14 protein-coding genes and 1 tRNA gene are annotated in these 13,717 nt (G+C 73.3%); 6 read left to right on the forward strand and 9 right to left on the reverse strand.

All coding sequences use genetic code 11. The features are described from left to right. Positions 1–15 precede the first annotated feature (15 nt). The 3 genes from ACWCXH_RS20410 to ACWCXH_RS20420 all read right to left on the reverse strand — a co-directional run bounded on the left by ACWCXH_RS20410 (position 16) and on the right by ACWCXH_RS20420 (position 2,259). Complete coding sequence (locus ACWCXH_RS20410) at positions 16–888, reverse strand: SCO1664 family protein (RefSeq protein ID WP_449802826.1); 873 nt, start codon at positions 886–888, stop codon at positions 16–18. Continuing rightward, a complete protein-coding gene (locus ACWCXH_RS20415; RefSeq protein WP_449802827.1) occupies positions 858–1,424 on the reverse strand; it encodes a DUF3090 domain-containing protein in 567 nt (188 codons plus the stop codon). Before ACWCXH_RS20415 ends, ACWCXH_RS20410 begins: the two co-directional genes overlap by 31 nt. 142 nt (positions 1,425–1,566) lie before the next feature. Further along, entirely contained in the window at positions 1,567–2,259 is a 693-nt protein-coding gene (locus ACWCXH_RS20420) for a histidine phosphatase family protein (protein WP_449802828.1), read from the reverse strand. Positions 2,260–2,404: 145 nt separating this feature from the next. Here ACWCXH_RS20420 and ACWCXH_RS20425 point away from each other — a divergent pair, with 145 nt between their 5' ends. Continuing rightward, complete coding sequence (locus ACWCXH_RS20425; RefSeq protein ID WP_449802829.1) at positions 2,405–3,394, forward strand: magnesium and cobalt transport protein CorA; 990 nt, start codon at positions 2,405–2,407, stop codon at positions 3,392–3,394. A gap of 43 nt (positions 3,395–3,437) precedes the next feature. Here ACWCXH_RS20425 and ACWCXH_RS20430 read toward each other — a convergent pair whose 3' ends face one another. After that, complete coding sequence (locus tag ACWCXH_RS20430) at positions 3,438–4,484, reverse strand: LLM class F420-dependent oxidoreductase (protein ID WP_449802830.1); 1,047 nt, start codon at positions 4,482–4,484, stop codon at positions 3,438–3,440. 255 nt (positions 4,485–4,739) lie between these two features. Between ACWCXH_RS20430 and ACWCXH_RS20435 the strand changes: the two genes are divergently transcribed. Both ACWCXH_RS20435 and ACWCXH_RS20440 read left to right on the forward strand, forming a co-directional pair. Next, complete coding sequence (locus ACWCXH_RS20435) at positions 4,740–5,720, forward strand: aldo/keto reductase (RefSeq protein WP_449802831.1); 981 nt, start codon at positions 4,740–4,742, stop codon at positions 5,718–5,720. A 45-nt stretch (positions 5,721–5,765) separates the two neighbouring features. Beyond that, a complete protein-coding gene (locus ACWCXH_RS20440; RefSeq protein WP_449802832.1) occupies positions 5,766–7,880 on the forward strand; it encodes a helix-hairpin-helix domain-containing protein in 2,115 nt (704 codons plus the stop codon). A 70-nt stretch (positions 7,881–7,950) separates the two neighbouring features. Here the strand turns inward: ACWCXH_RS20440 and ACWCXH_RS20445 are convergent, their stop codons facing one another. After that, complete coding sequence (locus ACWCXH_RS20445; RefSeq protein ID WP_449802833.1) at positions 7,951–8,553, reverse strand: hypothetical protein; 603 nt, start codon at positions 8,551–8,553, stop codon at positions 7,951–7,953. 407 nt (positions 8,554–8,960) lie between these two features. Here ACWCXH_RS20445 and ACWCXH_RS20450 point away from each other — a divergent pair, with 407 nt between their 5' ends. Continuing rightward, positions 8,961–9,170, forward strand: a complete 210-nt coding sequence (locus ACWCXH_RS20450; protein ID WP_449802834.1) for a DUF5703 family protein — start codon at positions 8,961–8,963, stop codon at positions 9,168–9,170. 144 nt (positions 9,171–9,314) lie between these two features. Here ACWCXH_RS20450 and ACWCXH_RS20455 read toward each other — a convergent pair whose 3' ends face one another. The 3 genes from ACWCXH_RS20455 to ACWCXH_RS20465 all read right to left on the reverse strand — a co-directional run bounded on the left by ACWCXH_RS20455 (position 9,315) and on the right by ACWCXH_RS20465 (position 12,345). Continuing rightward, positions 9,315–10,187, reverse strand: a complete 873-nt coding sequence (locus tag ACWCXH_RS20455) for a chaplin (protein WP_449802835.1) — start codon at positions 10,185–10,187, stop codon at positions 9,315–9,317. A gap of 270 nt (positions 10,188–10,457) precedes the next feature. Continuing rightward, positions 10,458–10,703 (reverse strand): chaplin, encoded by a 246-nt coding sequence (locus ACWCXH_RS20460; protein ID WP_449802836.1) that lies wholly within the window; start codon positions 10,701–10,703, stop codon positions 10,458–10,460. A gap of 310 nt (positions 10,704–11,013) precedes the next feature. Continuing rightward, a complete protein-coding gene (locus ACWCXH_RS20465; RefSeq protein WP_449802837.1) occupies positions 11,014–12,345 on the reverse strand; it encodes a M20/M25/M40 family metallo-hydrolase in 1,332 nt (443 codons plus the stop codon). Positions 12,346–12,636: 291 nt separating this feature from the next. Here ACWCXH_RS20465 and ACWCXH_RS20470 point away from each other — a divergent pair. Beyond that, positions 12,637–12,721, forward strand: a tRNA-Leu gene (locus ACWCXH_RS20470). On the opposite strand, the gene ACWCXH_RS20475 is transcribed toward ACWCXH_RS20470, so the two are convergent. Next, positions 12,703–13,413, reverse strand: a complete 711-nt coding sequence (locus ACWCXH_RS20475; RefSeq protein ID WP_449802838.1) for a zinc ribbon domain-containing protein — start codon at positions 13,411–13,413, stop codon at positions 12,703–12,705. The genes ACWCXH_RS20470 and ACWCXH_RS20475 overlap by 19 nt on opposite strands. 6 nt (positions 13,414–13,419) lie before the next feature. Here ACWCXH_RS20475 and ACWCXH_RS20480 point away from each other — a divergent pair, with 6 nt between their 5' ends. Further along, positions 13,420–13,644: a hypothetical protein gene (locus ACWCXH_RS20480; protein ID WP_449802839.1), complete on the forward strand. Its 225-nt coding sequence runs from the start codon at positions 13,420–13,422 to the stop codon at positions 13,642–13,644. Positions 13,645–13,717: the final 73 nt, after the last annotated feature.

Below are 13,717 nucleotides of genomic sequence, written 5' to 3' on the forward strand. Positions count from 1 at the left end.
ACTACACCCGCGTCGCTACACCGGCGGCCAGGGGATCGCGGGCCAGTCCTCCGACGGCAGCGGGTGCCGGCCCGTCCCGCGCAGCCCGGCCACCCGGGCGCGGGTCGCGGCCAGTTCGGCGGCCGTCAGGTGCGGCGCCAGGCGCGCGCCGAGGTCGCCGTCCAGCTCCTCGGCCAGCCGGGCCAGCGTCTCCAGCGCCTCGGCCGACAGCGGATCCCCGGCCCAGCCCCAGAGCAGCGTGCGCAGCTTGCCCTCGGTGTTGAAGGTGACGCCGTGGTCGATGCCGTAGAGCCGGCCGTCGGCGGCCGGGATCAGGTGACCGCCCTTGCGGTCGGCGTTGTTGAGGACGGCGTCCAGCACCGCGAGCCGGCGCAGCCGGTCGTCGTCGTGGTGGACCAGCAGCGCGGTGCGCCCGCCGCCGACCTCGGCCTGGACGACCGGCAGCCAGCCGGGCTCCGGGCCGCCCGGGTCCTGGAGGGCCAGCAGCGGCTCGGCCTGCGGGTCCGGCTCGACCCACAGCTGCACCATGCCGGGCCCGTGTGGTCCGTCGCGCAGCACCGTCGGCGGGATCAGCGCCCAGCCGGTGGCGGCGGACAGCTCGTACGCGGCGACCTCGCGGCCCGCGAGCGTGCCGTCCGGGAAGTCCCAGAGCGGGCGCTCGCCGGCCACCGGCTTGTAGACCGCCTGCGCGCTCAGCGAGCCGAGCGCGACGGTGCAGTAGAGCACGGCGTTGGAGGCCTCGGTGAGACGGCCGTGCACCGTCAGCCCGCCCTCGCGCAGCAGCGACAGGGCGGTGGGCACGTCGGCGGCGAGGGCGGCGGCCGCCGCCGGGTCCGCCTGGGGCGGGGTCTCGGTGTTCAGCGCCGGTAGCCGTTCGCGCGCGGGCACAGGTGGCCCTCCGGGTCGAGCGGCAGGTTGCAGAACGGGCAGGGCCTGCGGCCGGCCGCGACGAGGTCCAGCGCGCGCTTGGCGAACACCCGGGCCATCGCGCCGGACAACCGGACGCGGAGCATGTCCGGGCCGTTGTCGTCATCCTCGAAGACCGACTCGGCGGTCTCCTCGTCCTCCTCCTCGACCATCGCCTGCGCCTCGACCACGAGACAGCCGTCCACGCCGTCCCAGGCCAGGGCCATGGTGCCGACCCGGAACTCCTGCTCCAGCGGCAGGTCCAGCGGCGCGGTGTCGAGCAGGTCCACCGGGGCGGTGGCCGGGATGGAGGCGTCGCCGCCGCTGCGCCGCAGCGCCTCGTCCAGGACCTCCTCGATCCGCTCGGCGAGCGCGGCGACCTGGGTCTTCTCCAGCAGCACGCTGGTGATCCGGCCCCGAGCACTGGCCTGCAGGTAGAACGCCCGGGCGCCGGGCTGGCCGACGGTGCCGGCCACGAACCGTTCGGGCTGGTCGTAGAAGAAGACCTGACGGGGCACGCTCTCGCTCCGGATCGTGTCGCTCGGTTGCGGATCCGCCGGGGGATCGCGGGGATCGTTGGACTCGTTAGTCACCCTACGACCTCCGGGCCCCGGCCGGGGAGCCGAGCCGGAGGCGGGGGCCGGGATGGCACCCGGCGGGTCAGGCGGTGCCGCCGACCACGGCGTCGCCGGCCGGGGCGGCCGGGGCGGCGCCGCGCTTGGGCGCCAGCGAGGCGAGGTCGCCGGTGTCGCCCATCCTCAGCACGAACGGGCGCTGCGGGGTGTAGCGGATCGCGGTGACCGAGCACGGCTCGACACTGATCCGCTGGAAGTGGTCCAGGTGCAGGCCGAGCGCGTCCGCGACGACCGCCTTGATGACGTCCCCGTGCGAACAGGCGAGCCAGACCACGTCGTCGCCGTGCTCGGCGGCGATCTTCTCGTTCCACTCGCGCACCGCGCTCACCGTGCGGTGGCTCAGCTCGCGCAGCGACTCGCCGCCGGGGAACGCCGCGGCGGCGGCGTGGTCCTGAACGGTGCGCCACAGCGGCTCCCTGGCCAGCTCGGCCAGCGGGCGGCCGGTCCACTCGCCGTAGTGGCACTCGCCGAGCCGCTCGTCCACGGCGGGCTCGCCCAGCTCGGGCCGGGCGGCGAGCAGCGGCTCCAGGGTCTGCCGGCAGCGCTCCAGCGGGCTGCTGACGGCCTGCGCCAGCGGGACGCCGGCGAGCCGGTCCGCGAGCGCGGCGGCCTGTGCGCGTCCGGTGTCGTCGAGGTCCACTCCGGGGGTCCAACCGGCCAGGATCCCGGCGGTGTTCGCGGTCGAGCGGCCGTGGCGGACGAGCAGCAGGGTCGGCATGGGCCTAGCCTACGGCCTCCGCGCACGGGCCCGGGCGGCGATCGGCGGGCGGATCTTCGAGAGGGCCGGGGACAGGGACGGGCGTGGGCCGCGGCCGGCCCTCCGCATCGGCCGGGTCCGGGGCAGTGGGTGTCCTCGGGTCAGAATGGCCCGCATGATCGTCCACTGTGCCATCTACCGCGACGGCCGCCTGATCGAGGAGCTCCCGGGCCCGGCGGGCACCCGTGCGGCCGCGCGGGCGGCCGGCCCCGGCGGGTTCGTCTGGATAGGCCTGTTCGAGCCGACCGCCGACGAACTCGGCCAGGTCAGCGCGGAGTTCGGGCTGCACCCGCTGGCCGTCGAGGACGCCGCCGGCGCCCACCAGCGGCCCAAGGTCGAGGCTTACCAGGGCTCGCTGTTCGTCGTGCTCAAGTCGCTCGGCTACCACCGTGACGACCACGTGGTGACCACCGGCGAGGTGATGGTGTTCGTCGGCGCCGACTTCGTGCTGACCGTCCGGCACGGCGAGGACAGCCCGCCCGACGGAATGCGGGGCGCGCTGGAGCGCCGGCCCGATCTCGTCGCGCACGGCCCGAGTTCGGTGCTGTACTCCGTCTGCGACACCGTCGTGGACAGCTACGTGGAGGTCGCCGCCGAACTCCAGAACGACCTGGACGAGTTGGAGGCGGATATCTTCTCCCCCGGCCGTACCGGCAGCGACGCGGCCGGGCGGATCCACGGCGCCAAGCGGCAGGTGATGACCGTGCGCCGCGCCACCGCCCCGCTGACGGAGCCGATGGTGCGCCTGGAGCGCGGCGCCGCCTTCGTCCGCCCCGAGGCCGCGCCCTACCTGCGGGACGTCGCCGACCACCTGGCCCGGGTGAACGACCAGGTGGACGGCATGGACCGGCTGCTGTCCGACATCCTCGCCGCCAACCTGGCGCAGGTCAGCGTGCAGCAGAACGACGACATGCGGAAGATCTCCGCCTGGGCGGCGCTGGCCGCGGTGCCGACGATGATCACCGGCATCTACGGCATGAACTTCGTCGACATGCCCGAGCTGCACCAGCCCTGGGGGTACCCGGCGGCCCTCGGGCTGATGACGGTGGTGTGCGTGGTGCTGCACCGGGTTTTCAAGCGGCACGACTGGCTGTAGCGCCCGCCCTGGAGCACCGGCCCCTGCCGTACCCGCCGACCGGCTACGCCAGCCCGGCGCGCTCCAGGGCCTCGACCCCGGTGCGCAGCGCCAGGATCCGCTCGTCCAGGGTGAAGCCGCCGGGGGCCAGGGTGAGCGTGGTGACGCCCGCCTCGGCGTAGGCCTGCATGCGGTCGGCGATGCGGGCCGTGTCGCCGACGAGCGCGGTGGCGTCGATGAGGTCGTGCGGGACGGCCGCGGCGGCGCCCGCGTAGTCCTTGGCCAGGTACTTCTCCTGGATCTCGTCGGCGGCCTGCTCGTAGCCCATCCGCCGGGCGAGCTGGTTGTAGAAGTTCTTCTCCTTGCTGCCCATGCCGCCGATGTACAGCGCCGTGTAGGAGCGCAGCGAGTCGACGCCGGCCTTGATGTCCTCGCCGACCACGATGTTCACCGTCGGGCAGAGGTCGAAGCCGTCCAGCGTCCGCCCGCACTTCTCACGGCCGGCCCGCAGCGCGTCGAGGGACAGCCCGGCGTGCTCGGGCGAGAAGAAGATGCCGAGCCAGCCGTCGGCGATCTCGCCGGTCAGCTCCAGGTTCTTCGGGCCGATCGCGGCGATGTACAGCGGGATGTGCTCGCGCACCGGGTGGACGGTGAGCTTGATCGGCTTGCCGGGGCCGCCGGGCAGCGGCAGCGTCCAGTGGTCGCCCTCGTGGACCAGCCGCTCGCGGGACATCGCCTTGCGGATGATCTCCGCGTACTCGCGGGTGCGGGCGAGCGGCTTGTCGAACTTGACGCCGTACCAGCCCTCGGAGACCTGCGGGCCGGAGACGCCGAGGCCGAGCCGGAACCGGCCGCCGGACAGGGTGTCCAGGGTCGCGGCGGTCATCGCGGTCATGGCCGGGGTGCGGGCCGGGATCTGGAAGATGGCCGAGCCGACGTCGATCCGCTCGGTCCGCGCCGCGACGAAGCTGAGCACGGTCGCCGCGTCCGAGCCGTAGGCCTCGGCCGCCCAGCACACCGAGTAGCCCAGCCGGTCCGCCTCCTGGGCCACGGCGATGTTGTCGGCGTCCATGCCGAGTCCCCAGTAGCCGAGGTTGATGCCGAGTCGCATGTGCCGAACCTTCCAGTCGGGTGGGCTTGGTGGTGAGGGTAACCGGGCTTCCCGCAGTGATGCTACTGGCCGGTAGTGAGGGATTCGGGCACCGCGGGGCCCGCCGCCCGCCGTTGATCGTTCTGCGGGTCTGCGCACCTGCCCGTGCACCGGCCGCTACGCTCTGCCGACGTGGGGAGTCCCTCTCCCCACCTGCGCGTTTACAGGGCTACCGGGGGCGCCCCGGGGCCGCTCAGGCGAGTGGAGGCCAGTCGGATGGAACAGCGTCACCTCGGCCGTACCGGCCTTCAGGTCTCCCGGCTCGGCCTCGGCACCATGACCTGGGGCCGCGACACCGACGAGCACGAGGCCGGCGAGCAGCTCAAGGAGTTCGTCGACGCCGGCGGCAACCTGGTCGACACCGCCGACGTCTACGCCGACGGCGGCGCCGAGTACCTCGTCTCCCGTCTCACCGACAGCCTCGTCCCCCGCTCCGAACTGGTCATCGCCACCAAGGCCGGCAGCGTCCCGGACTCCCCCCGCCGCTTCGACGGCTCGCGCGGCCACCTGCTCGCCGCCCTCGACGCCTCGCTGCGCCGGCTCGGCACCGACTACGTCGACCTGTGGCAGGTGCACGCCTTCGACCCCGGCACGCCCGTCGAGGAGACGCTCAGCGCCCTCGACATCGCCGTCTCCTCCGGGCGCGCCCGCTACGTCGGGGTCTGCGACTTCAGCGGCTGGCAGCTCGCCAGGGCCGCCACCTGGCAGCACGCCCACCACGGGCGGACGCCGCTCGCCGGCGCGCAGTTGGAGTACTCGCTCCTCCAGCGCGGCATCGAGCGCGAGGCGCTGCCCGCCGCCCTGGAGGCCGGGGTCGGGCTGCTCGCCTCCTCGCCGCTCGGGCGCGGGGTGCTCACCGGCAAGTACCGGCACGGCGTCCCGCAGGACTCGCGCGGCGCCTCGCCTCACCTGTCCGGCTTCGTCCAGCCCTACCTCGGGGAGCGCTCGCGGCGGATCGTCGACGCCGTCGCGACCGCCGCGGACGGGCTCGCCAGCACCCCGCTCGCGGTCGCCCTCGCGTGGGTGCGGGACCGGCCCGGGGTGGCGAGCACACTGGTCGGGGCCCGGACGGCGGCGCAGCTGCAGGCGGCGCTGTCGGTGGAGGCCCTTACGCTTCCGGGTGAGATCCGCGGCGCGCTGGACGACATCTCGTCCCCGGTGCACCGCTACCCGGACCAGGGGTGGACCGAGCTCTAGCCCTGTCGAGCAACACACGCAGTGGAGTGACCTTTGGAGCGGACGATGAGTGACACGGAGAACGGCGCTCCGGAGACGAACGGCGTTCCGGAGGCCGGCTCGGCCGACAAGGCCGCGGCGATCGCCGAGCTCGCGCGGCGGATCCGCAGCGTCGGACCGCAGGCGTCGGCGCCCGCTTCGACGGCCGCTCCGGGGTCCGCCGCGGACTCCGGTCCGGCGGCCGGGCCGACGTCCGCCGCCGCGGCGCCCGCGCCCGCCGAGTCCGACGAGCAGCGCGCCCGGGCGCTGCGCGCCGCCGGCGAGGTGCTCACCTCGGGCGGCGCCCCCGCCGAGCTCGCGACCGCCGCCGTGGCCGAGTTCGGTGACGACGCCGCCGAGCGGCTGCGGACGGACCCGTGGGCGGTGCTGGGGCTGCCCGGCGTCCGCCCCGAGCACGCGGACCGCTTCGCCCGCGAGCTGCTCGGCCCCGAGGCCGCGCCGGGCGACACCCGCCGCGCCCGGGCGCTGGTGCTGTGGCTGCTGGAACAGGCCGTGCTGCGCGGGCACTCGGCCCTGGAACTGGCCGAGGTGGCGGCCGGGCTCGAACGCCTGCGCATGCCGGACCCGGCCGCCGCGATCCAGGCCGCCGTCGAGGACGGGCGGGTGCTGCCCTTCCAGGAGGAGCTGTCCGGGCCAGGGGCGCACGGGGCGGGCGACGAGGACGACGAGCCGCCGACCCGGACGCTGCTCGCGCTGGAGCGGCTGGCGATGGCGGAGGACAGCCTCGCGGAGGGGCTGCTCCAGCTGATGGCCACGTTCGTGCCGGGTGAGGACGTCGAGCCGGCGGAGGCCACGGACTCGGAGGGGGAGGGCAGCTCGGAGGAGCAGGCCTCGCAGTACGCCGAGGAGGGCGCCGAGGAGGGCGCCGATTCCGAGGGGAGCGCCGAGGGCACTGCCGAGGCCCCCGAGGCCTCCGAGCCCGCCCCCGGAGCCCCCGGGCCGACCGCCTGGGCCACCGCCGCCGAGGCCGCTGCGTCCTCGTCCGCGACCGCGCTGATCCGGGCCGTCGCCGACAGCGCCCTCGTCCTGCACACCGGCGGCGAGGCCGCCCGCGCCGAACCGGCCGCGCTGCTCGCCGCCGCCTCCGGCCTCGGGCTGCGCGCCTGGGCCGCCACCTGGACCGACCAGGGCCGCGCCTCCTTCGCAGCCCTGGCCGGCGCCGAGGCCCCGGTCGTCACGCTCGCCGAGCTGCTCTCCGGCACCGGCGGCCCCGGCCGCTCGTCCGACGGCACGCTCGCCCTGGACCTCCTGGTCGTCCTCGACGCCCCGCTGCTGGACGTCGAACTCGCCGCCACCGTCCTGGAATCGCTCGCCGACGGCACCCGACTGGTGCTCAGCGGCGACCCCGGCCAGCTCTGGTCGGCCGGCCCCGGCCGGTTCTTCGCCGACCTGCTGGCCGCGAAGGTCTGCCCGGCGGTCGCCTCCCGCACCCCGGACTTCGGCCCGATCGGCGAGCTGGTCTCCGGCGTCGGCATCGGTGAGCTCCAGCCCGTCGAGGCGCCGGACAAGGAGGTGGTCATCCTGGCCGTCCGGGACGGCGCCGAGGCCGTCCACCGTGCCGTCCAGCTGCTCACCGACTCCATCCCGCGCGCCCTCGGCATCCCGGCCGAGGAGGTCGTGCTGCTCACTCCCGGCCACGGCGGCCCGGCCGGCACCCGGGCGCTCAACGCCGCCGCCAAGGCCCGGCTCAACCCCGGCCCCGGCCGGTTCGGCGGCTTCGACCCGGGCGACCGGGTGGTCGACTCCCCCGCGCCCGGCATCGCCCGCCCGGCCCGGGTGCTCGACGGCGACGCCGCCGGGCTGCACCTGGAGTACGCGGACGGCTCCCGCCGAACCGTCCCGCCCGCGGAGGCGGCGCGGCTGCGGCACGGCTGGGCGCTCACCGTCCACCAGGCACTCGGTCGGCGCTGGCCGGGCGCGGTGGTCGTGCTGCCGGAGGACGCCGGCCCGGCGCTGACCCGGCAGTGGGTCTACACCGCCTTCGGACGCGGCGAGCGGCACCTGTCCGTGGTGCACGCGGCGGGCCCGGCGCTCGCCCAGGCCGTCGCCGAGCGCCCGGCGCAACCGCGCACCACCCGGCTGCGGGCGATCCTCGCGGAGAACGCGGCCTCGGCGTACTGACGGTTCCGGAGACGGCGGAGCGGGCCGCCCCACGAGGTGTGGGGCGGCCCGCCCGTACGTCCGGACCGCGTCAGTCGAGGCCCTCGTCGTCGTAGACCTCGCTCACGTCGAACCGGCAGATGAGCAGCTGCGGGTCGGCGTGGTCGAAGGGTTCCGGCAGCCACTCCCCCGGCTCGGTCGGCTCGGCCGCCGCGACCCAGAGCGTCGAGTCGGCCTCCTCCAGGCCGAACTCCTCGCTGCGGGCGGCGATCTCGTCCGGCTCGTACTCGCCGAACAGCACGCCGATCGCGGCGTTCACCCCGCTCGTGCCGCCCCCGCCCGGGGTGAGCGATTCGTCGAGCCGCTCGGCCTGGGCGCGCAGCCGCTTGGGATCGACGACGTGGTAGTCGCGGCGGATCAGCACGCTGATCGCCTCGGGCTGGTCGGGGCCGTGGTAGCCCCCGGGGCCCTCGTCCCCGGGGACCTCGAAGGGGGTGACCTCGTCGTAGGCCTCGTACAGGAGTTGGTCGTAGGCGATGGCCGCCGTCGCGAGCTGCTCGTAGGCGGCGGACACAGCGGGATCATCCGCTGCGCTGGGGCTTGACACCGCTTCCAGATGACGGTCGATGGCGGCCTTGACCGCCTCGGCGGCGGCGCGTACCTCGGCAATGGTGGGCTGCGCGGCATCAGACATGGTGCAGACGCTATCTCCCCGCGGTGTCGGTACGCACAGCGGTTGTCACCTACGCCCGCGATTTCACCGCAACTTCCCCCCCGATGTCCGATCTGCATGGTTTCGTCCCCGCGCAAATCCGGCGCGCAAGGAGTGCGGAGGGCACATCCCGGCCGTTCACGGACGGCTTCGCGCGCCGGGATCGGGGTATCCCGTCCACAGGAGCAACGGAACTGATGCACTGTCAGCCGAGTGGGCGTCCGCCGGGGCGCCCGGGAGGCGTCCGAACGGCCCTCCGGTGGCCCTCGGGCGGCCCGGCGGCGCTGTTCGGGGCTGCGCGGCCGACGGGAGGTCGGCCGGAAATACCCGGCCCCGCTGTCGGAGGCAGGCCGTAGGCTTGCGGGCAGGTGAACCTCAGGAGGAGCGTTTTGACCCCACCGAAGCCGGTCCGGCAGCCGGAGTACGAGTACCAGTCCCTTCGCATGCCGCGCGGCACCTCGCGCAACGCGGCACGCCAACTGCTCACCGAGCACGCCGAGTACGGACACTGGGAGCTCGACCGGCTGCGACTGTTCCCGGACGGGAGCCGGACGGTCCGGCTGCGGCGGCGGATCATCCGGCAGGTCCGCAACTGGTGACGCGCGGGGCCGTTCACCCGGGACGGCCCGCACGACACGGTTCACGCCGGGATTCACTCCGGGCTTCACGCCGGGCTTGCGCGCGCCCACGGCCGTCCGTTCCTCCGGAGGCCGCGGGCGCGCGTCGTTCCGCGCCGGGGTGCCTCAGCGGGCGCCGGCGCGGGCCCGGCGGTAGAGCACGCCGCCACCGAGCAGCAGCGCGAGACCGGCGGCGCCGAGCAGCTCGACGTCACCCGCGCCGGTCGACGCCAGCCGGCCGCCGGTGGCCGAGGTCGCCGTGCCGCTCGTCCGGGCCGCGGCCGGGACGGCCTGGGTGCCCGATCCGCCGCTGCCGCCGCCCGTGGCCGGGGTGGAAGCGGCCGGCGCACCGCCGGGCCGGGTGGTGCCGGTGGACGAGCCGCCGGTGCGGCCGCCGGCCGGGGGGGTCTCGCCGCTGCTCTGCGGCGGGGTGGTGACCGGCGGGGTAATGGCCGGTGGGGTGGTGGCCGGCGGGGTGGGGCTGTGACTCTCGGTACAGTCGTCGGTCGGCTTGGGCGCGGGCGGCGCGACGTTGCCGCATTCGTTGCCGAAGGCCGGGTTGCCGACGCCGGCCGCGTCCACGGAGTTGCCGCAGGCGTTGACCGGGATGTGCACGGGGGTCTGGACGCTGTTGCCGGAGACCACGCCGGGCGAGTGGGCGGCGCCGCCGGAGGCCGAAGCGCCCGAGGCGGAGGAGCCTTGGGCGCCGCCATGGTCGCTGCTGCTGCCACCGGTGTTGGCGGCGCCCGGGTGGCCGCTCACGTTGGCGCAGCGGTTGCCGAAGGACGGGTTGAGCGCGCCGATCACGTCGACGGTGTTGCCGCAGGCGTTGATCGGCACCTCGATCGGCACCTGCACCGAGTTGCCCGAGGCCACGCCCGGCGACCCGGCGGCACCCCCCTGCGCCTCGGCGCCCGCGTAGGCGTAGCCGGCGGTCGAGGCCAGGACACTGCCGGTGGCCACGGCCGTGAGGATCCCCTTCTTGGCTACATTCCTCATGTATTCCCCTGACGTATGACGTGACGTTTCAAGACGACGTGACGACCTTCCGAAAGTCAGACTTTCCGAATACTCGGATATCTCGCAAGGTCTTCGACTGCACAGGAATCAACGAGGCAGTCGAGGGAAGGTTGAGCCGAACGCGCCAGCTTCACCCGATCGAGTGGACGTGTCCGCTCGCCGTATCCGGATGGACCTACCGGCGCGTTCCCCGAGACGCAAGAACCCCCAGCGGCGGGAGTCCGCCGCCGGGGGCCGAGTTTTCGGGCCTTAGAAGTTGGCGCAGTGGTCGCCGAACGCCGGGTTCAGAACGCCGATCACGCTGACGGTGTTGCCGCACGCGTTGACCGGGACGTGAACCGGAACCTGCACCAGGTTGCCGGAGACGACACCCGGCGAGCCGACCGCCGTGCCGTCGGCCGCCGCGCCGCCGTGGGCGGACGCGACACCGGCGGCGGCGAGCACCAGGCCACCGGTGGCAGCGGCGACGGCGGCGATCTTCTTGACCTTCATCATTCCTCCTGTATGGACCACGCAACCCGTTCGGCGGGCTGCACAGGGATGAACGAGGGTGTGGCAAACGGGGTACGGAACAGATTTCCCATTCACTCGCAACAGTGATGGATCGCACAAATGCCCGCCACTGAATTCCTTGCAGGATCGTTTCTGTCGATCACCCTAACCCCGTCCCAAATCATTAGCTCCGACAATGCGGACGGCCCGCCCCCGGAACCCCGGGAACGGGCCGTCCACAGCCTGTGCTCAGCAGTCGCTCACGTTGCTCAACTGGCGCCCAGCGGGTGCTCAGCAGGTGCTCAGCAGGTGCTCAGCAGGCGTCGATGAACCGGTCCAGCACGCGCACGCCGAACCTCAGCCCGTCCACCGGCACGCGCTCGTCCACACCGTGGAACATCCCGGCGAAGTCCAGCTCCGGCGGCAACTGCAGCGGTGCGAAGCCGAAGCAGCGGATCCCGAGGTCCTGGAACGACTTGGCGTCCGTCCCGCCCGACAGGCAGTACGGCACCGCGCGCGCGATCGGGTCCTCCGCCCGCAGCGCCGTCTGCATCGCCTCGACCAGCGCGCCGTCGAAACTGGTCTCGATCGCCCGGTCCGAGTGCACGCTCTCGCGCTTCACGCGCGGGCCGAGCACGCTGTCCAGCTCGGCCAGGAACTCCTCCTCGTAGCCGGGCAGGAAGCGCCCGTCCACGTGCGCGGTGGCCTGACCGGGGATCACGTTGACCTTGTAGCCGGCGCCGAGCATGGTCGGCTGGGCGGTGTTGCGCAGCGTGGTGCCGATCATCTTGGCGATACCGCCGAGCACCCGCAGCGTCTCGTCCATGTTCTCCGGGTCCAGCTCGACCCCGAGCGCGTCCGACAGCTCGTCCAGGAAGGCCCGGACGGTCTTGGTGATCCGCAGCGGGAACTTGTGCCGGCCCAGCCGGGCGACCGCCTCGCACAGCTCGGTGATCGCGTTGTCGTCGTTCTCCATCGAGCCGTGCCCGGCGCGGCCCTCGACCGTCAGGCGCATCCAGTGCATGCCCTTCTCGGCCGTCTCCACCAGGTAGAGACGCACCTGGTCGTTGACCGTGAAAGAGAAGCCGCCGACCTCGCCGATGCCCTCGGTCACGCCCTCGAACAGCTCCGGGTGCTTGTCCACCAGGAACCGCGCGCCGTACGTGCCGCCGGCCTCCTCGTCCGCGACGAAGGCGAGCACCAGGTCGCGTGGGGGCTTGCGCCCGGTGCGCAGCCGGTCGCGGACGACGGCGAGGGTCATCGCGTCCATGTCCTTCATGTCGACCGCGCCGCGCCCCCACACGCAGCCGTCCGCGATCTCGCCGCCGAACGGGTCGTACGTCCAGTCGGCGGCGTTCGCCGGGACCACGTCGGTGTGGCCGTGGATCAGCAGGCCCGGGCGGGAACGGTCCTCGCCCTCGATCCGGACGACGGTCGAGGCCCGCCCCTTGGCCGATTCGAAGATCTGCGGTTCGACGCCGAACTCGGCGAGCTGCTCGGCCACGTACTCGGCCGCCTTCCGCTCGCCCGGTCCGGAGCCGTCGCCGTAGTTGCTGGTGTCGATCCGGATCAGATCGCGACAGATCCCGGCGACCTCCGACTCAGCCGTCACCTTCGGCGTCGCCGACTCGCTCCGCTCGCTCACGGTCACTCCTCGTCTCTGGCCCGCACCGGCGCACCAGCGCGCCACCCCCAGGACCTGCACCCGGGCCGTACGAGCACGTCCGCCCATCCTCCCGCAGGCCCCCAGCGGGATCCACCCCCCGCATGCGGCCGAAACCCCCTGGTCACGCCCTCGCCACACACCCGCCCTTGCCTCCGCCACCACCCCCGCTCCCCCGCCCGGATCCGTTTTGGGACCCCAAGCCGATCTTTGCTACAGTTACATCTGTCAGCGCGGCCGACGGAAAGGCGGAGGCCGCAAAGACGACACCCCGTCCGGGTGGCGGAATGGCAGACGCGCTAGCTTGAGGTGCTAGTGCCCTTTATCGGGCGTGGGGGTTCAAGTCCCCCCTCGGACACCGGCGAAATCCCCACGGGAGCTCGAAAGAGCCCCGTGGGGATTTGTCGTTTCGAGCGCTTGGTGAGGCGAGTGCTGGGTGCCAGGTCGGGCCTCAACGCGGATTTCGGCTTTCGCCGGGTCATACGTCAGATGAAGCCCCAGGCTCCGGTAGATGGCGCTCTTCTCTGCCGGTTCGGCGTCTGCAACGAGGCTGGCGAGCTGTGAGCACCGGCGCACCAGGTCAGTGATCTCGTCGATGGTCGGCTGCGCGTCGGTGAACAGCGCAGTGCGGACTCGGGCTTCGGCGGCGGCTTGACGGGCCTGGGTTTCGGCCATCCAGCCAGCAACGATCTTGGGGTCGGCGCCGGCTTCGAGAGCGGCACGGTGGGTGGCGAGTTTCGCCGCACAGTCGGTGATCTCCTCGCGGGCGCGCTCGGCAAGAGCCAGGTCTCGGCTGGAGTCACCGGACACGGCGTTGGCCATGGCTTCGATGGTGGCAGAGAGCCGGTGGGGGGCGAAGACGGTGCCGATCCACCGGTCGAGCGGCGCGATGATCCAGGACTCGCGGAGGTAGACGTTGCGGGGGTGCTGGACGTGGTTGGCCAGTCCGTACTCGGTGGGGAAGCGGCAGCGGTAGTAGGCGTCCCCTCGGGAGTGCTGGCCCTGCATACGCCGCTCGCAGATTCCGCAGTGCAGGGCGCCACGTAGCAAGTACGGGTGGCGGGTGCGGTGCTGGACGTGGGCCGTTCCGGTCCCGGCGCGGGCGGCGAAGAGGTCCTGGACCTGGGCGAAGGTCTCGTCGTCGACCAGCGGCTGGTGAACGATCTTGTCGGAGACAATCCATTTGTCCCGAGTGTTCCACCGCAGGGTGGTGGCATAGCCGAGGGTGACATCCTCGATGTCGATGAGGGTCTCGTCCTTGCGCTGCTTGTTCCCTTCTGATCTGCAACTGTCAGGCCCCGACGATATTTTACGATTGGGATCAAAGCCAGGACTTCACGGCCGGCACCGGGGA

It is taken from the genome of Kitasatospora sp. NPDC001660 (assembly GCF_053596725.1).